The sequence below is a fragment of the Bacillus cereus group sp. N12 genome, from assembly GCF_016483575.1.
Lineage (GTDB): Bacteria > Bacillota > Bacilli > Bacillales > Bacillaceae_G > Bacillus_A > Bacillus_A toyonensis.
The window spans coordinates 1-19,056 of record NZ_JAEHBO010000087.1; the positions used below are offsets into that span (position 1 = coordinate 1).

Sequence of the window (19,056 nt, forward strand, 5' to 3'; positions counted from 1 at the left end):
CTAGCTTCGTCGGCAGCGTCAGATGTGTATAAGAGACAGAACCAGAAGTAGAAAAACCAGAAGTAGAAAAACCGGAAGTAGAAAAACCAGACGATAATAAAAATCCAGATGCTGAAACAATTAAAGATGGTGAATACAGCATCAATTTTAAAACATTAAAAGATCAAACAGAAGAAATTTCAATGATGAACACATATACAAAAAGTCCAGGTGTGTTAAAAGTAAAAGATGGTAAGAAGTATGTATCCTTTACGTTAACGAATAGTGCTTGGATTACAAAGTTTGAATTTGAGAAAAATAGTTCGTTTGTTGATGCAAATGTAATAAGTGAAGATAAAAAAGCTGATACACGCGTAGTGGAAGTAGAAGTACCGGATTTATCGGAAAAGTTAAATGCAAAAGTAAAAGTAGATATCGATTCAATGAATTATCACCATTTTTACGATATTCAATTTGCATTTGATAAAGGTAGCATTAAGCCGTTAAATAACCAAGGCGGAAACGACAAGCAAGGCGGAAACGACAAGCAAGGCGGAAACAATAACCAAGGTGGAAACGACAACCAAGGCGGAAACAACAACCAAGATAATAACACAACAATTGATCCAAAAGCTCTTAAAGATGGTGAATACAGCATTGGCTTTAAAGTGTTAAAAAATCAAACAGATGAAATCTCAATGATGAACACATACACAAAAAGTCCAGGTGTATTAAAAGTAAAAGATGGTAAGAAATATGTATCGTTTACATTAACAAATAGTACATGGATTACGAAATTTGAATTTGAGAAGAATGGTTCTTTCGTTAATACAAAAGTGTTAAGTGAAAATAAAGAACAAAATACAAGAGTAGTAGAAGTAGAAGTAAACGATTTGTCTAAAAAATTAAATGCAAAAGTAAAAGTAGATATTGATTCAATGAATTATCACCATGTCTACGATGTTCAATTTGTATTTGATCAAGATAGTATTAAAGCTTTAGGGAATCAAGGTGGAAACGACAACCAAGGCGGAAACAACAACCAAGGTGGAAACGACAACCAAGGCGGAAACAATAACCAAGGTGGAAATGATAACCAAGGTGGAAATAATAAACCGAAAGTAATAGTTGATCCGAAAAATTTAGTAGACGGTCAATATGATATTACATTTAAAGTATTAAAAGATAAAACAGATGAGATTTCAAAGATGCATGACTATGTTGTAAATCCAGCGAAATTAATCGTAAAAGATGGTAAAAAATACATTGAGATGACGCTGAAAAATAGCGTGTGGATTACGAAATTCCAAACGGAAAACAATGAGCTATTCGCTGATGCGAAAGTAATAAGCGAAGATAAAAATGCAAATACGCGAGTAGTACAGTTTGAAGTAGAAGATATATTTAAAAAATTAAACGCAAAAGTAAAGGTAGACATCGATGAGATGAACTACCATCATTTCTACGATGTACAAATTCAATTTGATACAAATAATATCGGTGCGTTAGGAACTATTAAAGAGGATCCAAAAAATGAACCAAAAAATCCAGTGACTACACCGAAAGTAGATAATGTAAAAACAGTAGGTAATCCTGATTTTAATCGAAATGCAGATGATAAGAAGAAAAACAATGCTACAGATAATGATGCAAAAAAAGAGAAAAACTCAAAAACTGCAGATACAGCACAACTTGGTTTATACATGGTGTTACTGCTAGGTTCACTTGCTTTACTAGTTCGTAAATATAGAGCGGGTAGATTGTAATTTTTGGAGTCTTGATGCATGTTCGCGTGCATCAAGACTTGTTTCATATTGTATGGAAAGGAGTGGTGATTGAGAGTGAAGAAAATTACAAGTGTACTAATGGCTATCATTTTGTTAATGAGTATAGCCGGGTGCTCATCACCCAAAAAAGAAACAGCAAAGCAGGTAAAGAGTGAGAGTAAAGAGCGCATTGTTGCAACAACAGTGGCTGTTACTGAAATTATGGATGCGTTAGAAGTAGATTTAGTCGGCGTTCCAACAAGTTCTAAAACTTTACCAAAGCGATATAAAGGTTTACCTGAAGTTGGGAATCCAATGAGTCCAGATATGGAAAAGGTAAAATCATTAAAGCCGTCAGAAGTATTATCTGTGACAACACTTGAATATGAATTAAAGCCAGTTTTTGATGGTGTGGGTATGAAAGCAAACTTTTTAGATTTAACAAGCTTGAAAAATATGCAAAATTCTATTAGCGATTTAGGTAAGAAATATGGACGTGAAAAGCAGGCTGAAGAAGTTGTAACTAAGTTAGATAAAAAGGTTGCTAGCATTCAAAAAGAAGTAAAAGGAAAGAAAGAACCGACAGTACTTATTTTGTTAGGTGTGCCAGGAAGTTATTTAGTAGCAACAGAGCATTCTTATATTGGAGATTTAGTGAAACAACTAGGTGGTAAAAACATTGTACAAGGTGAACGAGTAGAGTATTTAGCTTCTAATACAGAGTACTTAAAGAAAGCTGATCCAGATATTATTTTACGAGCAGCTCATGGTATGCCTGATGAAGTTGTAAAAATGTTCGATAAAGAATTTAAAACGAATGACATTTGGAAGCACTTCGCTGCAGTTAAAAATAACCGTGTTTACGATTTAGAAGAGCGTTTATTTGGAACGACAGGCAATTTAGCAGCAATTGAAGCGTTAGATGAATTGAAAAAAATGATGTATCCGTGATGCATTTTAATATAAAGGAAGAGTGGAATGAATAAAAAAACTTGGAGTTTCCTCATTGTTACTGCATTGCTTATTGTTATGACATCATTGTCAGCGATGAAAGGGAGTTTAGAAGTAGGTATTGTTGAGCTTGTACAAGGGATATTTACAGGGGGAAATGAAGATGTTGAAGTGATTAAAGATTTACGTTTCCCACGTATTATTATTGCACTATTTACTGGAGCAGCTCTGGCTGTTTCAGGTGTGCTTTTTCAAGCTGTTATGAAAAATCCACTTGCTGATGCTGGTGTAATCGGGATATCTTCTGGAGCAAGTTTTATGACACTCGTTATTATTACGTTGTTTCCGCAATTCTTTTTCTGGACACCAGTATTCGCATTTTTAGGCGGTGCGCTTGCGTGTTATCTCGTTTACTCTTTTTCATGGAAGTCTGGATTAAGTCCACTCCGCATTATTTTAATTGGTATTGCTATTAATGCAATGTTTACTGGATTAAATGAATCATTCGTTACGATTTGTGGATATTTTATTAAGAGTATTAAGCAAACGACGACTTCTAACATAACAATGAAGACGTGGGGCGATGTAGAAATAATGGTGACTTATGGAACGATTGGTCTTATTCTTGCTCTGTTCGTAGGAGCTTGGTGTAACTTATTATCGCTACAAGATAAGACTGCGAAAAACTTAGGCTTGCACGTGACGAGAGTTCGTCTTGTTATTTCTGCCATTGCAGTACTCTTAGCGGCAGTATCAACAGCGATTGCAGGTGTTATTGCTTTTGTAGGATTACTCGTTCCGCATATTTCAAGACAATTAGTCGGTTCAGACCATAAAGTATTAATTCCATTTTCTGCTCTTGCAGGGGCGTTATTAATTTTGACGGCAGATACAATTGGAAGGTTAATTGTGCCACCTAATGAAATTCCAGCAGCAACAATTATGGCAGTTATTGGTGGTCCATTCTTAATATTCTTGCTTAGAAAGAGTGATAAAGTTCATGGAAATTAAAAATGTAACCTTTTCATACGATAACGTAACAAATCGTTTAAAGTCTGTTAGTAGTGAAATAGAAATTGGGAAAATTACAACAATTATTGGCCCGAATGGATGTGGGAAATCAACATTACTTAGTGTTATGTCTAGAAATCACGCTCCTAGCAGTGGAGAAGTAATACTTGATGGGAAAGCGATTAGTGAATATAAACCGAAAGAGTTTGCTAGAAAGCTAGCGGTTGTCCATCAACAAAATGAGGCTCCAGCAGATATTACAGTGGAAAAGCTAATAAGCTTTGGGCGTATGCCATATAAAAAATTTTTCTCTCCGCAAACAGATGAAGATAGAGAAGCGATTGAGCGTGCACTAGTATGTACGAATTTACAAAGTAAGCGTGATAAGCCAATTTATGCTTTATCAGGCGGAGAGAGACAGCGAGTTTGGATTGCAATGACATTAGCTCAAAATACACCAATGCTTTTCTTAGATGAGCCGACAACATATTTAGATATTTATTATCAGATAGAAATATTAGAGTTAGTGAAAGAGTTAAATGAAGTGTATGGACTAACGATTGTAATGGTATTACATGATATTAATCAAGCCATTCGTTACAGTGATCATATTATCGTTATGAAAGATGGAGAGATTGTTACGAAAGGTAATCCTAATGATGTAATAACAGAAGAAATGGTTAAAGCAATATATGGTGTAGATGTCGTTGTAAAGCAGGATGAAGATACAGGACTATACATGGTACCAATGGGAATCTAAAGGCTGAGCATAATCCGTTTTGAGGTGATAATTTGAATAGTAAGAAAGAACGGAAAAAGAATTCATTTTTTCAACGCATACTTACCATTGTGTTTTTAGGAATCTTTTTCTATTCAATGTATGAATTGGGTGGGATTTTCATGGATTATTATGAAAATCGTAAAGTAATGGCTGAAGCGCAACATATTTATAAGAGAAGTCCAATGGAAGAAAAATCAGAGGATGGGGAAGTACGTAAGCAGTTTCAAGCTCTCCAAAAAATTAATCCAGAGATAGTTGGATGGATTACGATGGATGATACACAAATTAATTATCCAATCGTTCAAGCGAAGGATAATGATTACTATTTATTTCGTAATTACAAAGGTGAAGATATGAGAGCGGGAAGTATTTTTATGGACCACCGTAATGATGTGAAATCTCAAAACCGAAATACTATTTTATATGGTCATCGTATGAAGGACGGTTCTATGTTTGGGAGTTTAAAAAAAATGTTGGATGAAGAATTCTTCATGTCCCATCGTAAATTATATTACGATACATTATTTGAAGGATACGATGTTGAAGTTTTTTCAGTATATACGACAACAACGGACTTTTATTACATTGAAACGGATTTTGAAAATGATGCAGCATATACATCGTTCTTAAAGAAAATTCAAGAAAAATCACTGTACAAAACGGATACGGAATTGACGGCTAATAATCAAATTGTAACACTTTCTACATGTGACTATGCGCTTGATCCAGAGGCTGGAAGGCTAGTTGTACATGCAAAATTAGTGAAAAGAAATTAAAGAAAAAGTATAGAATATGAGAAGTGATAGCACTCCTCATATTCTATACTTAAAAAATAACTGTTTTTACTGTGCTGCAGCCATTGGCATACGTACAACTTTTACATCATAGTAAGCAATTTTATTATCAAGAATATATTCTGGCATTCCGCCTTGATGTGAGTGAGCATCTTTAAATGCTGAGCTCTTTGTCCAACCTTGGAAATCTTCTTTTGCATTCCAGCGAGTGCTAATTGTTACTTCATCATAATCAACTGTATTTTGCGTTAAAAGAACTTCTAATCCTAAAAATCCTGGCATCGTTTCAACTTTACCTACTTTATTAAAACGCTCAATTAATTTATGTCCATTTCCCTTTGTAATTTTAGCTGTATTTGTAACAATAATCATGTGTATTCCTCCTATAAATGTATCTATATTTTCAAGAACTCATATACATTAAATGATAATGAAAATCATTATCATTGTCAATGGCAATAATGAAATATATAAATTTTTTTTGAAAGTATGATGTTTATTTCATAAGTTAGTAAATATATTGCGATTAGGTGTAAGGCTGAGCGGGTTGTACTAGCAAAGCGATAATATGGTATAGTGAAACGAGGCTGTTTTTCGGCCTCGTTTTTTACATGCTTCCTACTAATAGAAAGCATTCAAATGGAAAGGAAGACATTACATGCGATCTGAAGTAACTATAAAAATAAAACCGAAATTTATAAAAGAAATTAAAAGTGGATATCCGCTTATTTTAAAAGATGCGATTCAAAATTTAAACGATATTCGTGAAGAAGGGACAATCATCAAAGTAGTAGATGAGAAGAACCAATTTATCGGAAAAGGCTATTATGGAAAACAAAATAAAGGATACGGCTGGATTTTAACGAGAAAAGAGAGTGAACAAATTAATCAATCTTTCTTTGAAAGTAAAATCAAATCTGCCTTACATAAACGAAAACAGTTTTACAAATCAAATGATACGACAGCATTCCGTGTCCTAAATGGTGAAGGTGATGGTCTTGGCGGCTTAATCATCGATTATTATGACGGTTATTACGTAGTGAGCTGGTATAGTGAAGGGATTTATACTTTTAGAGATGAAATCATAGCGGCGCTTCAAAAAGTAGCAAACTTTAAAGGTATTTATGAGAAAAAGCGTTTTGATACGAAAGGGAAATACATTGAAGGCGATGATTTCGTAGCAGGAGAGCGCGGTGAGTTCCCACTTATCGTAAAAGAGAATGGTGTGAACTTTGCGGTTTATTTAAATGACGGAGCAATGGTTGGTGTATTTTTAGATCAGCGTAACGTTCGAAAACAAATTCGTGATACATATGCACAAGGAAGAACTGTGTTAAATATGTTCTCTTATACAGGTGCTTTCTCTGTATTTGCAGCACTTGGTGGAGCGACTAAAACAACGAGTGTGGACCTTGCAAATCGTAGTTTAAGTAAAACGATTGAACAATTTAGTGTCAACGAAATTGATTACGAAGCACAAGATATTATTGTAGAAGATGTATTCCTTTACTTTAAATATGCTGCGAAGAAAAAAATGAAGTTCGATATGGTTGTATTAGATCCTCCAAGCTTTGCGCGTTCTAAAAAGTATACATTTAGCGCAGCGAAAGATTATAAAAACTTATTAAAAGAAACGATCGCAATTACAGAAAATAACGGTATTATCGTTGCTTCTACAAATTGTAGCGCATTTGATATGAAAAAGTTTAAAGGCTTTATCGATACTGCATTTAAAGAAATGAACGGTAAATACAAAATATTAGAAGAACATTCTTTACCAGAAGATTTTCGTACAATTGATCAATTTAAAGAGGGAGACTACTTAAAAGTAGTTTTCATCGAAAAAATTAAAGGCTAATAAAGAAAAAAGGAGCTCGGGTTTACTTGAGCTCCTTTTCTTATTGAACGATATTTTGTACTCTACCGACTTGCCCGTCCTGCAATCGCACTTTAATGCCATGCGGATGGGAAGGAGAGTTTGTTAAAATATCTTTTACAATTCCACGTGTTAATTTGCCTGTTCGTTGATCTTGTTTTAATACAATATCAACTTCAAGACCGGGTGCGATATTAGAACGTTTTTGTCCGTTCATTTATACACCTGTACGTCTACGTTGGTTGTTTGTTTTTTTCGTTTGTTGGTTTTGTAATTTTTTCGTTTCTTGGCTTTGACTTTTTGCATTTTGGCCATTTCCATTTCCTTGCTTTTTCTTAGCAAGTTGTTCGCGCATTAAATCAGCTAAGCTTACTTTTTTGTTTTCTGACATGATAAGTCTCCTTTATATAAAGTTAATTATGAACAATCGTAGTGAATTTTATCATATCATTGTTAGGGGAGGAAGGGAAGTTGGTTTGAAAATTCATATAATTGTTTCCAGCCTGTAGTAGTTACGATACAATTGAGTTGTTAACGTTTGTAAAAAGGGGATAGACATATGTCACATCATATTTTATTAGTTGAAGACGATATTTCAATTCAAGAGATGGTGGAAAAGTATTTAATAAAAGAGGGCTTTCAAGTTACAATCGCATCTGATGGAGAAGAAGGCGTGAACACATATTTAAAAGGTTCATTTGATTTGATTATCCTCGACATTATGATGCCAAAGCTAGATGGCTTAGAGGTTGTGCGTATTATTCGTGAAAAAAGTGCCGTTCCGATTTTAATGATGTCAGCAAAAGATACAGATGTTGATAAAGCTGTTGGATTAGGACTTGGAGCAGATGATTACATTTGTAAGCCATTTTCTATGATTGAATTGGCTGCACGTGTAAAAGCCGGTATTCGGAGATCTACGAAATATTCGGCTACAGAAACACCAGAAAAGATGATTCAAATTGGTGATTTAACGATTGATCCCATTAATTTTACTGTGGAAAAAGACGGGAAGCCTCTCAAACTTACTTTAAAAGAATTTGAGATTCTAAAACTGTTCGTAAAGAATCAAAATCGTGTATTTACAAAAGCGCAAATATATACGTTAGTTTGGAACGAAGAGTATTATGGAGATGATAACGTTATTAATGTTCATATGAGGAGATTGCGTGAGAAAATCGAAAGTGATCCATCTAATCCAGAATATATTAAAACGTTATGGGGCATCGGCTATAAGTTGGAAGTGATGTAATATGGTCAATTTGTTAATAGGTATTATTTTTATATTGTTATGTGTCATTTACATACAATATAAAATGAGAAAAAATAGTAGTAAAAATTTGCGATACACATATGAAAAGTTAGAAAGTATTGTAAATGTACAAACAGGCGAGAAGTTACTCGTTATGACAGATGATCGAGAATTGCAAAAATTATTAGTGGCAATTAATCAATTATTAGATGCAAAACAGAAAACAAATGCAGATCATGCGAAAGTAGAAATTTCGATGAGAAAAATGCTTTCAAATATTTCACATGACTTGAAAACACCGCTAACAGTTATTCTTGGATATACAGAAATGTTAAATAAGGATAAAACAATGAATAAAGAAGAACAACAAATATTACTTGAAAAGGTGCATGTGAAAACACTAGAAGTAATGGAACTAATTCATAAGTTTTTTGACTTAGCAAAATTAGAATCTGGTGACAAAGCAATCGAGATGACAAAAGTGAATATGAATGAAGTTTGTCGTGAGAAGATTTTATCTTTTTATGATTTAGTGACGTCGAAAGGTTTTCATGTTCATATTGATATACCAGAAAGAAATATATATGCACTTGGAAATGTAGAAGTATTAGGTAGGGTATTGAACAATTTAATATCAAATGCAATTACATATGGAGACGATGGAAAGATACTGGGTATGACGTTAAGAGATGATGAAACGAATGTGTATATAGACGTATGGGATAAAGGAAAAGGGATTGATGAATCTCATATTGATAAAGTGTTTGAGCGTATGTACACACTTGAAGATTCGAGAAATAGATTGTACCAAGGAAGCGGTTTAGGGTTAACGATTACGAAAAGACTGGTGGAAGCGATGGATGGAAAAATTCATCTTTCTAGTAAGCCGTATGAAAAAACAATTTTTACAGTTGCATTAAAAAAGATGCAGTTTTAGCTTGTAGAGAAGTAGATTCTACAAGCTTTTTTTTCAGCGTAAGGAATTTGTAAGAAACGGGTAAGAAAAAAGAGATTTCCGTTCTCTATTATAAAAATATAAAGTAGTGCGAAAGGGGAAAGTGACATGACCTATATATTAAAAACGAATCAGTTAACGAAAGTGTTTAAAGGGAAAGAAGTTATTTCTAGCGTTAACATGCATGTGAAAAAAGGAGAGATATACGGTTTCTTAGGACCGAATGGTGCTGGTAAAACAACGATTATGAAAATGATTACAAATTTAATAAAACCGACGAGCGGTGAGATTGAAATTTTAGGTGAGAAGTTAACAGACACATCTTATGAAGTATTAAAAAGAATGGGGACAATTATTGAATACCCAATCTTTTATGATAAATTAACGGCGAAAGAAAATTTAGAATTACATTGTGAATATATGGGCTATTACGATAAAAACGCAATTGACCATGCATTACATTTAGTGAAACTGCAAGGGATAGATAATAAAAAAGTAAAAGATTTTTCATTGGGAATGAAACAACGACTTGGTATTGCAAGGGCAATCGTGACAAAGCCAGAATTGCTCATTTTAGACGAACCCATAAACGGTTTAGATCCAATTGGTATTAAAGAGTTACGAGACTTATTTAAAATGCTCTGCAAAGAATATGGCATTACATTATTAGTTTCTAGTCATATTTTAGGTGAGATGGAATTAATGGCGGATACAATTGGTGTAATTCAAAATGGAAAACTAATAAAAGAAGTTTCAATGAAGAGTATTAACGGAAAACAAACAGAGTACATTGAAATTACTGTTCCTGATGTGAAGCGTGCAGCTTATGTTTTAGAAGATAAACTTGGTATAAAAAATTATAAAATAATGAGCGGAAATATGATTCGTGTGTATGATACGGCAGTGTCTCAGCAAGCCATTTCAAAAGCACTTATTATGAATGATGTGGAAATTGAAAGTATTAATAAGAAACATAGTTCCTTAGAGGAATATTTCTTAAATGTAATGGATGGAGAGGGCATTCATGCTTAATGAATTGTGGCTGAACCTGGTAAGTGGATTAATCGTAATGTTTATAAGTGGAATTTTATATTATAGGAAACCAGAGCGGAAATGGTTGTTAATTCTACTAGTGATAGGAATGTTAAGCGTAGTTACTGCTGGAATTAGAATGTTAGCAGTGTAGAGACAGGTATATAAAGAATGGAGGCGTGGTTTATATGTTTAAATTAATGAAACTCGAATGGAAAAAACATAAATTATCTAGTTATTTTAAAGGAGCAGCGATTGGTATTATAGCAATTTTTGCTGCGGTAAGTCTTATGGCATGGGCATCTAAAGTAGAGGATGAGTTGATGTTCTCTAACTATATGGAATACATGTCTTTAGCAAATATTTTTATTAGAATTACATTTATTATTTTTGCATCGGTTATTTTATCACGTTTAGTGATTGATGAATACAAGAACAAAACAATACAGCTACTATTTATGTACCCACTGCAAAGGAAAATGCTAATGAAAGCGAAATTAGCAATTGTTTTTAGTTTTTGCTTTGTGAGCACGATAATCGCAACATTTATTATTAGTTTGCTCATATTCTGTATGAATCCAATAATAGGAATACTTGAAACGCCTGTTACGATGGGGGAAATAATAGCTACCGTTCCAACTACTATTATAAGTGCATTTATGATATCTGGTATAAGCTTAATTCCTTTATTTTTTGGAATGAGAAAGAAATCGACACCGACAACGATTACTTCAGCAGTAATAATTGGTATGCTGATTAATGGTAACGTTGGTCCTGGAAACGGTCAAGTAAGTATGTTTGAGTTTATAGCTATCCCAATCGTGCTCTGTTTATTAGGAATTTTCATTAGTTATCTATCGTATCGAAAAATCGACAAGATTGATGTGGCGTGAAGCAAGCTTAAAACAAAAACGAACTGGGGTATGACTGGTGAAAAAAATAATAGTAATTGCAATATTATTCATTACAATTGCTAGTGTGGTTTTTGGTTTTAAGATATTTCAGGTGAAAGATTTTAAGCAAGAAAAGTCTTTTGAGATAAATAATATAAAAGAAATAGAAGTAGACAATGAAAACTGGAATATTGAATTTAAAAGTACAGACGCTAATAAAATAGTAATTTCTGCTCAAGGTCAACAAGTAGATAAAGAAATAAATCCCGTCAAAATAGAAAATGACGAAAATAAAATTGTGATTAAGCAAAAACAAAAGGTGACCAAATTTTTTAATGGTTTTACGTTTAGGAAGAAAAATAGTATATGTATAGCTATTCCGAGGAAAGAAATAGACAAAATTGTAGTAAATAATAAATCGGGTGATGTGAAAATAAGAGATATAGTAGTAAAAAGTATCGTGACGAAAGGAAAATCTGGAGATGGAATGATTACAGGACTATTGGCAGAGAAGGGTGAGTTCATATCCGAAAGTGGGGATTTGATGTTAAAAGATAGTTCATTACAAGAAGTAAATATAACTTCTACTACTGGCGATAATTATGTGAAAAATGTAAAAAACGAAAATGTGAACATCACTTCAACATCTGGGGAAGTATTACTGAAAGATATGACAGAAGGAAAATCATTATTTGTAGAAACAAAATCAGGGGATATTGGCGTACGGTATAAAGGCGTCCCAGCATCATTGAAGCTTATGGCTAAAAGTAATTCAGCTGACGTAATAGTGGATTTAAAAGGACTTAAGAAAGATAAAAATACAGAAAAAATAAAAGTAGGAACGATTGGTGATGCAAAAAATGAAGCGAAGATTTTAAGTGAAACAGGAGTCATTTATATTGATTAAATCTTAGGAGGAAGGAGGACACTATCATGCTACATTTAATGAAGCTAGAATTGAAAAAGTTTAAGCTTGGTTGGTACGTGAAGAGAGCAATTATTGCAAATATTGTTATACTGGCATTAATGATCTTTGTGAGCATCATAGCTCAAGTAGAAGGTGATGCAGAAATAAGGAATCCAGAGACGATATTGTTAATGGCTAGCACAATAGTAAGAGCAACGTTTATTGTTTTTGGTAGTGTATTAATCGCAAGGCTAATAATTGGTGAATATAAAAATAAAACAATACTACTCATGTTTTCTTATCCCATTAACCGAAAGAAGATGATGGCTAGTAAGTTGGCTATTACAGCGACAGTAACATTTATAACAGTTATTGTATCTAACATTTTAGTAGTAGGAATTTTCTTTGGGATAGATAGTTATTTTTCAATTCTTCCTAATTCATTCACAGTAGATCAATTGATGCAAGAAGGAATAAAACTAGTTCCTTTAGCCATTGCAACTGCGGGAATGAGTTTAATCCCATTATATTTTGGAATGCGTAAACGTTCCGTGCCAACTACAATTGTTTCATCTCTTATCGTTGTCACAATTGCAATGAATAATGGCAACCCAGCGTTTTCTACAGCAACTTTTCTTCCTCTTCAACTAGCACTTGCAGCAATTGGAGTTGTAATTGCATATTACGGAATTAAAAATATAGAGAAGGAAGATATAACAGTATGACAAGAATACGTAAAAAAGAGTTGGCGTTACACCAACTCTTTTTTACGTATGTATGCTTCGTTACTACTCTGTAAATTTGGAGTGTTTGCTCAAATATTCCTGAACTCCTGAAGAAATGTTAAAGTTATTAGGACTTTTATATTCGATAGTAAACTCTCCGTCGGTACTTGTTTCAAAGGAGATGGCATAGCTATTCATTTTAGCATTGTAAGAAGTATTTTTGACTTCTGCATCTAAATTAAAGTATTTTGTAATATAATTCTTTGATTCCGCAATTGCTGCTTGTTTTCCCCAAGGGGTACCATAACTTGTGAAATATAGAGATACGCTAATAACTCCAATAATAGAAGTTAGTAAAATAGTTCCCATAACTATTTTTTTATTTTTTGTATTCAACTTGGTTACTCCTCTTCATAATATGTGTTCATTTTAACCTATCTTTTCCATAAAACAACCATTTAGTAAAAATAGTTTCACATGAAACAAGTTACAGAAAAAGACAAGATGTGTAAACACCTTGTCTTTTTTTGTTGTTACATTTTAGGAGCTTCCATTCCAGTCGCAGCCCATTCTTCTTTTGCAGGACCATATACGCCAGGGACTGTTAAGCCAGCTTGTCGCATTAAAACTGTCATTTGTCCGCGATGGTGATTTTGATGATTAATGAGTGTCATTAAAAATATAGAATTCGGCATAGGACGACCAAAGAAGTCATTAATAGTTGCTAAATCTTTATCAGTCCATTCGCTTTGAAGTGCTTCAACGAAAGCTGCATTCACTTTATGGTATTCATCTGCAATTTTTTTTGCAGAAGTTGGAACAGGATAATCTTTCGTTTCTCCTTCAAACTTTAGGCCTGTGCCAGATAGTATAACAGGAATTGCCGTTACGATATGCCAAGCAACTCTTCCTAATGTCCAATGCCCAGGCGCAATTTCTTGTGATAAAGATGCATCGGTTAATGAATTAAGCATTTTCTGAGTAGACTCTGCTTCGTAAGTCCATGATTGAAAGAAGCCTTCAATTGTTTGGTACATTGTTATCCCTCCTATTTTTGTTCATAGATTAAATTCGTGAGAGATAATATAATCCCTGTTCCACAAGAAATAATTAATTAAGTATTTGCTACAATATGAAAACAATTAGAAAATATTTGTAAAAGTGTCAGGAAACGAATGTGTTCATTCGTATATATAATGAATAAAGAAGGGGATAAAGAGTGGTGATAAGGGTGAAGGATATAGAAATAGTAGAAGGTCTTCGAAAACAAGACATGTTAGCATTACATACAGCAATTGATCGATATGGGGATTTAATTTATAAGGTGGTTCATAGTGTTTTAGATACGGCACAGAGCAAGGTATTAGTGGACGAATGTGTTGACGATATTTTATTAATCGTTTGGTACAACATTAGTAGTTATGATGAAAATCGTGGGAAGTTTAGAAACTGGCTTATATTTGTCGCTAAGTTTAAAGCTATTGATTATAAACGAAAAAGTAATAAGGCTTATCAATTACAAGAGCTTCAGCAAGAAATATATGAAGATAGAAAAAATGTCAATTTAACAAAAGAAGAGCGAGATTATAATTTTTACGTTTTAATTAAAGAATTGAATGAAGAAGATAAGAAAATTTTTATAAAAAGGTATTTAGATGAATATAGCGTACAAGAAATAGCGCTTGAATTCGGTATGACACGAGATACGGTATATAGCAGGCTTTCAAGAGGGAGAAAGAAATTGAAGAAGCTGTTGGGGGGGGAAAGAAATGAATAAAGAAAAGTTACTTCAGGAATTAAATAACTTGCAGTATAGCGATAATTTTGTAGATGATTATAGAAATGATGAGAAAATAGATAAAAAGAAAATAAATCGTACAAAAGAAGTTGTAACAAAAACAATTTTAATGAAACGTTGTTATGAGGTTGTACAAGAAGAGTTACAGGGAAGCGAAGAGATTTTATATAGTATGCTTGTCGAAAATCCTCGTGTGAAAAATTGGCAGACAGGCACAGCCATGACATTAGGGGTAGGCGTTCTTGCGATGAACTTCGGTATTAATAATGTGCTAATCGTTACAAATAAACGGTTGTATGTATTTTTTGTGGATCGTTATTATAATGAAGTTGATATAAAAGTATGTGTATTAAATGAAATAGCTTCTATGAGAACAATATTAGACCGTAAAGGTGGGAGTGAATTTCTACATATAAAGTATAAAAATGATAAGGAGTACGTATTATTGGGAAATGCTGATGATTACAGAGAGTTATTTAAAATGGTAGGTAGACTGAAAGTAGCAAATGGAATAGAACTAAAATTACAGAGAAAGTTAACTTTAAAACGAAGTGTATTCAATATAATCATGTATGCACTTGTTATATATATTCTGTACAAAGCCTATATTAATTTTATGCCATAATAGGAAAAGACGGCTTCATATATATGAAGCCGTCTTTTAATTAACTTTCTTCCCACTCTTCCTCATCAACCATAAGAAATAAGGTGCCCCAAGTACAGCAACGACAAGGCCAGAGGGAATTTCTTTCGGATATGCGATTGTACGTCCAAGTAAGTCAGCAACAGAAAGAAGGATTGCTCCAAACAGAGCGGAACAAACGAATAATCTTTGATGATTCATACCAACAACAATTCTTGCTAAGTGAGGAGCGACAAGGCCTAAAAAGGCGATTGTACCGACAGCCGCGATATTTATAGATGCAAGAAGTGTCGCTAGTACAATTAGAGCAAGACGCGTTTTATTTACAGGCTGTCCGAGTCCAGTTGCTAAATCGTCTCCAAGTACAAGGACATCAAGTTGTTTCATTAAGAAAAAGATAATTGGTATAAGAATAAGTGATGGATATAGAATGATATTTTCTAAGTGATTCCATCCTCTTGCATACGTACTGCCTGATAGCCATGTTAAAGCAGCAGCAACATTCAAATTCGCTCTAACGATAAAGATTTGAATAATTGCTGAGCCGAGAGCCGAAATACCAATCCCTATTAAAGCAAGAGCTGTTGGACTAAATCCTGCTTTCCATGAGAAGAAGAGGACAATTCCAACTGCAAGTAGTCCGCCGATAAATGCACCAATTGGTAGGAAGAAACCTGGAAGTGCAGGGAAAACATACATAATAGTTAAAGCACCGACACCTGCTCCAGACGAAATACCAATAATCGAAGGGTCGGCAAGTGGGTTTCGTAATATTCCTTGGAAGACAAGCCCACTTATTGCAAGGCATGCGCCAGCAATAGCGGCAACGAGCATTCTTGGTAAACGAAGGTTCATCATCATATTTTTATCAAATTGCGTTAATTGCCCTGTTATAACATTTGTAATGCTTTCGATATAAGCATTACTACCGATTGTAACACCAAGAGCAATCGTCACAATACAAAGCGTGATAGATATGATGATTACCTTTTTATAAGAGTAATAGCGGGAACTAGCTCCAGCTGCATTCGCACCGTTATCATTCATATATTGTTTCGACTTCATCATACGATACACTAAATAAATAAGCCAAGGTGACCCAATCATTGCTGTGACTGCTCCAACAGGAAGTTCTGCACCAGTTGGATCTATTAATCTACCGACGACATCTGCCCCAAGTAATAATACTGCTCCCCATAAGAATGAGGAAAGAAGAAGAGTAAAGTGTTGCCGGTAACCAATAAGGCGCATTAAGTGTGGTGCAACTAAGCCAACAAACCCAATCGGTCCAACGACAGTGACAATTACTGCTGTTAAAAAGATTGCAGCAATGAAGGCGATAAGACGTGTTACTGCTGTTTTTTCACCAAGAGAAACAGCAACATCGTCACCAAGTAAGAGGATGTTGAGTTTACGAGACATAAATAGTAAAACTAGGAAAGAAATAATGATAAATGGAAAAGCAAATTGAACGCCATCCCAGTTATTTTGGATAAGAGAGCCAGCTCCCCATAAAAATAAACCAGCCGTTTCATTTTCATAGAAAAGCTGCATCGTTCCAGTAAAAGCAGAAAGCATTAATGTAACGACCATCCCAGCTAGTGCCATTCTAAGTGGGGTTCCCTTTTTCCCACCAGAAATACGGTATACAAATAAAGCAGTAATAGCACCACCGATAAATGTGAAAAGAAGTGAGTTAATTTGCAGACCTTTCGGTAAGAAAATTGTAGCCGCTACTAGAAAGAAATATGCGCCAGAGTGAATTCCCATTGTACTTGATTCAGCAAGTGGGTTTTTTGTTAATGTTTGCAAAATGACCCCAGATGCAGCAAGAGCACCTCCAGCTAAAATAGCAATTACGGCTCTAGGTAATCGAAGCATGATTAAAGTTTGGTGCTCTAGTGATTGGTTCGGTGAGATAAGAGCATCGATAATCATACTATAGGAAATATTTGCTTGACCTTGTCCGATATGAATAAAGAAAAGGAGGAGCAAGAGAGCTGCTCCTCCTCCGAATACAAGACTTGCTCGAAGTGTATGTTGTAAGCTATTCATCGTGTAATCACTTCTTCGCTGTCATTACATCTGCTACTTGTGTTGCTAAAGATTTTGCAGACTCAGGACCACCGAAAATCCAAGTGTCGCCTTTTAATTTATACATTTTGTTTTCTTTTTTGAACTTTAATTCTTCCCAAGCAGGATTGCCTTTTAGTTGAGTGTCAAAAATGTTATCTTCATCCGCTACAATGTAAATGAAGTTTGAATCTTGTACACTTTGTAATGATTCTACAGTTGTTTGTTTGAAACCATCTGCCTCTGATTTACCCGCTTCAAAAGTGTTTGTTAAACCTAATTTTTTTGTAACTTGTAAAGCTGTAGAATTGTCAGTTAAGATGCGGAATGTTGGCACGTTTTTAGCAGTAAATGCTTGTGCCATTGCGATGTTTTTATCTTTTAAGCCTGCTTTGTCAATTTTTGCTTTTGCATCAGCAAATGTTTTATCCATATCAGCTAATACTTTTTTACCTTCTTCTTCTTTTCCAACAGCTTTTGCAATTTGTTTAAATGTTTCTGTCATTTCAGCAAAGTGATCGTTGTTGCTAGTTGATGGATCGAACATAACTGTAGGAGCAATTTGCTCTAATTCGTTTTTAATTGCTTTACCACGGAATGATGCTGTGATAATTAAATCTGGTTTTAGACGGCTAATTTCTTCTAAGTTTGGTTGTTGACGTGTCCCTACATCTACAACATCTTTACTCGGTTTTGTTTTTGTATTTACCCATTTATTATAATTCTTAATGTCTGCCATCCCTACTGGCTGAACACCAAGTGCTAATAAGTCTTCTGAATATACCCACTCAAGTACAACAACTTTTTTCGCTGGTTTATCTAACTTCGTTTCCCCTTCAGCGTGTTTAATTGTTATAGTTTGATTTTTATTGTCCGCTTTTGTTTCCTTTTTCTCCTCTTTTTGCTGTCCGCATCCAACAGCGAATAGAAGAATTACTATGAAAATACTGAGAATTTTCTTCATCTTCTGCCCCCAAATAAATTATTTAATTTGCAATGTACGATATTGAAAATCGTTATCAATTACAACATCCAAATCATACTATGATGATATTTTAAGTGTCAATATATTTTTAAAATTTTGACGAAAAATAACGAATTATACAGATTTCAATATATGAGGTTGAAATCTATATGTATATGAAAATGCAGAAAAGGAATTTCGTTTAAGCAGGAAGGCGAATGTACAAGCAAAAGGGAAGGGTGTCGCATGTAATAATTATTAGAATGTACGGAATAAAGTATTTCTTTATTATTGGATAGTTGTTTTATAATTCGTTGTTTGTACTGAAAAGATTGAATTTGAAGGAAGGGATCAACATGTCTTCATGGCTCAATAATACAAATGGATATTGTGGGTGTAATAATCAAAATGGTGTACATGTTGATTCATGTTGTTTTAGTTGCGATGGGACAGTACCTAAGCTTGGTCCAACAGGTCCAACGGGGGCAACCGGTGATACAGGCCCAACGGGAGCAACAGGAATAACAGGAGCAACGGGAGCAACAGGTCCAACAGGTCCAACAGGAGCGACAGGAATAACAGGAGCAACAGGTCCAACGGGGGCAACCGGTGATACCTGTCTCTTATACACATCTGACGCTGCCGACGAAGCTAGA

The 19,056-nt window shown here is 34.2% G+C and carries 21 protein-coding genes and 2 pseudogenes; 16 read left to right on the forward strand and 7 right to left on the reverse strand.

The annotated features are described in order from the left end of the window. Positions 1–44: 44 nt before the first annotated feature. The 5 genes and pseudogenes from JDS92_RS25775 to srtB form a co-directional block, all read left to right on the forward strand. Positions 45–1,745 (forward strand): annotated as a pseudogene (locus JDS92_RS25775) (NEAT domain-containing protein); the annotation flags it as partial. A gap of 69 nt (positions 1,746–1,814) precedes the next feature. Continuing rightward, on the forward strand, positions 1,815–2,696 hold the full coding sequence (isdE, locus tag JDS92_RS25780) for a heme ABC transporter substrate-binding protein IsdE (RefSeq protein WP_002156521.1): 882 nt from the start codon (positions 1,815–1,817) through the stop codon (positions 2,694–2,696). Positions 2,697–2,723: 27 nt separating this feature from the next. Next, positions 2,724–3,707 carry a FecCD family ABC transporter permease gene (locus JDS92_RS25785; RefSeq protein WP_052943422.1) on the forward strand — a complete coding sequence of 328 codons (984 nt, stop codon included), beginning with the start codon at positions 2,724–2,726 and terminating at the stop codon, positions 3,705–3,707. Continuing rightward, positions 3,697–4,467 carry an ABC transporter ATP-binding protein gene (locus tag JDS92_RS25790; RefSeq protein ID WP_199632733.1) on the forward strand — a complete coding sequence of 257 codons (771 nt, stop codon included), beginning with the start codon at positions 3,697–3,699 and terminating at the stop codon, positions 4,465–4,467. Before JDS92_RS25785 ends, JDS92_RS25790 begins: the two co-directional genes overlap by 11 nt. Before the next feature lie 32 nt (positions 4,468–4,499). Further along, positions 4,500–5,264 carry a class B sortase gene (gene srtB, locus JDS92_RS25795; RefSeq protein WP_052943420.1) on the forward strand — a complete coding sequence of 255 codons (765 nt, stop codon included), beginning with the start codon at positions 4,500–4,502 and terminating at the stop codon, positions 5,262–5,264. A 66-nt stretch (positions 5,265–5,330) separates the two neighbouring features. Here the strand turns inward: srtB and isdG are convergent, their stop codons facing one another. Beyond that, positions 5,331–5,654 (reverse strand): heme oxygenase, encoded by a 324-nt coding sequence (isdG, locus tag JDS92_RS25800; RefSeq protein WP_000587821.1) that lies wholly within the window; start codon positions 5,652–5,654, stop codon positions 5,331–5,333. A gap of 286 nt (positions 5,655–5,940) precedes the next feature. Here isdG and JDS92_RS25805 point away from each other — a divergent pair, with 286 nt between their 5' ends. Then, complete coding sequence (locus tag JDS92_RS25805; protein WP_001255942.1) at positions 5,941–7,140, forward strand: class I SAM-dependent rRNA methyltransferase; 1,200 nt, start codon at positions 5,941–5,943, stop codon at positions 7,138–7,140. 40 nt (positions 7,141–7,180) lie between these two features. Here the strand turns inward: JDS92_RS25805 and JDS92_RS25810 are convergent, their stop codons facing one another. Both JDS92_RS25810 and JDS92_RS25815 read right to left on the reverse strand, forming a co-directional pair. Continuing rightward, positions 7,181–7,375 carry a YwbE family protein gene (locus JDS92_RS25810; protein WP_001014310.1) on the reverse strand — a complete coding sequence of 65 codons (195 nt, stop codon included), beginning with the start codon at positions 7,373–7,375 and terminating at the stop codon, positions 7,181–7,183. Continuing rightward, positions 7,376–7,549, reverse strand: coding sequence for a hypothetical protein (locus tag JDS92_RS25815; protein ID WP_001293579.1), 174 nt, complete (start codon positions 7,547–7,549; stop codon positions 7,376–7,378). Positions 7,550–7,717: 168 nt separating this feature from the next. On the opposite strand from JDS92_RS25815, the gene JDS92_RS25820 reads away from it, so the two are divergent. The 7 genes from JDS92_RS25820 to JDS92_RS25850 all read left to right on the forward strand — a co-directional run bounded on the left by JDS92_RS25820 (position 7,718) and on the right by JDS92_RS25850 (position 12,922). Further along, positions 7,718–8,410 (forward strand): response regulator transcription factor, encoded by a 693-nt coding sequence (locus JDS92_RS25820; protein WP_000018031.1) that lies wholly within the window; start codon positions 7,718–7,720, stop codon positions 8,408–8,410. Position 8,411: 1 nt separating this feature from the next. Beyond that, entirely contained in the window at positions 8,412–9,347 is a 936-nt protein-coding gene (locus JDS92_RS25825; protein WP_052943419.1) for a HAMP domain-containing histidine kinase, read from the forward strand. A 126-nt stretch (positions 9,348–9,473) separates the two neighbouring features. After that, positions 9,474–10,397 carry an ABC transporter ATP-binding protein gene (locus JDS92_RS25830; protein WP_000221101.1) on the forward strand — a complete coding sequence of 308 codons (924 nt, stop codon included), beginning with the start codon at positions 9,474–9,476 and terminating at the stop codon, positions 10,395–10,397. Next, positions 10,390–10,551, forward strand: a complete 162-nt coding sequence (locus JDS92_RS25835; RefSeq protein ID WP_000931273.1) for a hypothetical protein — start codon at positions 10,390–10,392, stop codon at positions 10,549–10,551. The genes JDS92_RS25830 and JDS92_RS25835 overlap by 8 nt, the downstream gene beginning before the upstream one ends. Positions 10,552–10,585: 34 nt before the next feature. Continuing rightward, on the forward strand, positions 10,586–11,290 hold the full coding sequence (locus JDS92_RS25840) for an ABC transporter permease (RefSeq protein ID WP_000475531.1): 705 nt from the start codon (positions 10,586–10,588) through the stop codon (positions 11,288–11,290). Between the two features lie 37 nt (positions 11,291–11,327). Then, positions 11,328–12,197: a DUF4097 family beta strand repeat-containing protein gene (locus JDS92_RS25845; protein ID WP_199632734.1), complete on the forward strand. Its 870-nt coding sequence runs from the start codon at positions 11,328–11,330 to the stop codon at positions 12,195–12,197. Positions 12,198–12,223: 26 nt separating this feature from the next. After that, positions 12,224–12,922: an ABC transporter permease gene (locus tag JDS92_RS25850; RefSeq protein ID WP_000902927.1), complete on the forward strand. Its 699-nt coding sequence runs from the start codon at positions 12,224–12,226 to the stop codon at positions 12,920–12,922. Positions 12,923–12,985: 63 nt separating this feature from the next. On the opposite strand, the gene JDS92_RS25855 is transcribed toward JDS92_RS25850, so the two are convergent. Next, positions 12,986–13,318 (reverse strand): YfjL-like protein, encoded by a 333-nt coding sequence (locus tag JDS92_RS25855; RefSeq protein WP_001093308.1) that lies wholly within the window; start codon positions 13,316–13,318, stop codon positions 12,986–12,988. 137 nt (positions 13,319–13,455) lie between these two features. Continuing rightward, complete coding sequence (locus JDS92_RS25860; protein ID WP_000284957.1) at positions 13,456–13,959, reverse strand: DinB family protein; 504 nt, start codon at positions 13,957–13,959, stop codon at positions 13,456–13,458. Positions 13,960–14,144: 185 nt separating this feature from the next. On the opposite strand from JDS92_RS25860, the gene JDS92_RS25865 reads away from it, so the two are divergent. Both JDS92_RS25865 and JDS92_RS25870 read left to right on the forward strand, forming a co-directional pair. Continuing rightward, a complete protein-coding gene (locus JDS92_RS25865) occupies positions 14,145–14,699 on the forward strand; it encodes a sigma-70 family RNA polymerase sigma factor (RefSeq protein ID WP_097959273.1) in 555 nt (184 codons plus the stop codon). Then, entirely contained in the window at positions 14,692–15,345 is a 654-nt protein-coding gene (locus JDS92_RS25870; RefSeq protein ID WP_199632735.1) for a septation ring formation regulator EzrA, read from the forward strand. The genes JDS92_RS25865 and JDS92_RS25870 overlap by 8 nt, the downstream gene beginning before the upstream one ends. Before the next feature lie 36 nt (positions 15,346–15,381). Here JDS92_RS25870 and fhuB read toward each other — a convergent pair whose 3' ends face one another. Continuing rightward, positions 15,382–17,418, reverse strand: coding sequence for a Fe(3+)-hydroxamate ABC transporter permease FhuB (gene fhuB / locus JDS92_RS25875; RefSeq protein ID WP_001087100.1), 2,037 nt, complete (start codon positions 17,416–17,418; stop codon positions 15,382–15,384). Between the two features lie 7 nt (positions 17,419–17,425). Beyond that, entirely contained in the window at positions 17,426–18,400 is a 975-nt protein-coding gene (locus JDS92_RS25880) for an ABC transporter substrate-binding protein (RefSeq protein WP_097880415.1), read from the reverse strand. Between the two features lie 356 nt (positions 18,401–18,756). On the opposite strand from JDS92_RS25880, the pseudogene JDS92_RS25885 reads away from it, so the two are divergent. Beyond that, positions 18,757–19,056, forward strand: a pseudogene (locus JDS92_RS25885) (hypothetical protein); the annotation flags it as partial.

Excerpts from the sequence above, each read along its gene's own strand:
- JDS92_RS25840 (WP_000475531.1), top strand. The coding sequence starts at position 10,586 with ATGTTTAAATTAATGAAACTCGAATGGAAAAAACATAAATTATCTAGT.
- JDS92_RS25830 (WP_000221101.1), top strand. The coding sequence starts at position 9,474 with ATGACCTATATATTAAAAACGAATCAGTTAACGAAAGTGTTTAAAGGG.
- isdG (WP_000587821.1), bottom strand. The coding sequence starts at position 5,654 with ATGATTATTGTTACAAATACAGCTAAAATTACAAAGGGAAATGGACAT.
- JDS92_RS25805 (WP_001255942.1), top strand. The coding sequence starts at position 5,941 with ATGCGATCTGAAGTAACTATAAAAATAAAACCGAAATTTATAAAAGAA.
- JDS92_RS25785 (WP_052943422.1), top strand. The coding sequence starts at position 2,724 with ATGAATAAAAAAACTTGGAGTTTCCTCATTGTTACTGCATTGCTTATT.
- JDS92_RS25825 (WP_052943419.1), top strand. The coding sequence starts at position 8,412 with ATGGTCAATTTGTTAATAGGTATTATTTTTATATTGTTATGTGTCATT.
- JDS92_RS25810 (WP_001014310.1), bottom strand. The coding sequence starts at position 7,375 with ATGAACGGACAAAAACGTTCTAATATCGCACCCGGTCTTGAAGTTGAT.
- fhuB (WP_001087100.1), bottom strand. The coding sequence starts at position 17,418 with ATGAATAGCTTACAACATACACTTCGAGCAAGTCTTGTATTCGGAGGA.
- JDS92_RS25860 (WP_000284957.1), bottom strand. The coding sequence starts at position 13,959 with ATGTACCAAACAATTGAAGGCTTCTTTCAATCATGGACTTACGAAGCA.
- JDS92_RS25835 (WP_000931273.1), top strand. The coding sequence starts at position 10,390 with ATGCTTAATGAATTGTGGCTGAACCTGGTAAGTGGATTAATCGTAATG.
- JDS92_RS25850 (WP_000902927.1), top strand. The coding sequence starts at position 12,224 with ATGCTACATTTAATGAAGCTAGAATTGAAAAAGTTTAAGCTTGGTTGG.
- JDS92_RS25880 (WP_097880415.1), bottom strand. The coding sequence starts at position 18,400 with ATGAAGAAAATTCTCAGTATTTTCATAGTAATTCTTCTATTCGCTGTT.
- JDS92_RS25820 (WP_000018031.1), top strand. The coding sequence starts at position 7,718 with ATGTCACATCATATTTTATTAGTTGAAGACGATATTTCAATTCAAGAG.
- JDS92_RS25870 (WP_199632735.1), top strand. The coding sequence starts at position 14,692 with ATGAATAAAGAAAAGTTACTTCAGGAATTAAATAACTTGCAGTATAGC.
- JDS92_RS25815 (WP_001293579.1), bottom strand. The coding sequence starts at position 7,549 with ATGTCAGAAAACAAAAAAGTAAGCTTAGCTGATTTAATGCGCGAACAA.
- JDS92_RS25790 (WP_199632733.1), top strand. The coding sequence starts at position 3,697 with ATGGAAATTAAAAATGTAACCTTTTCATACGATAACGTAACAAATCGT.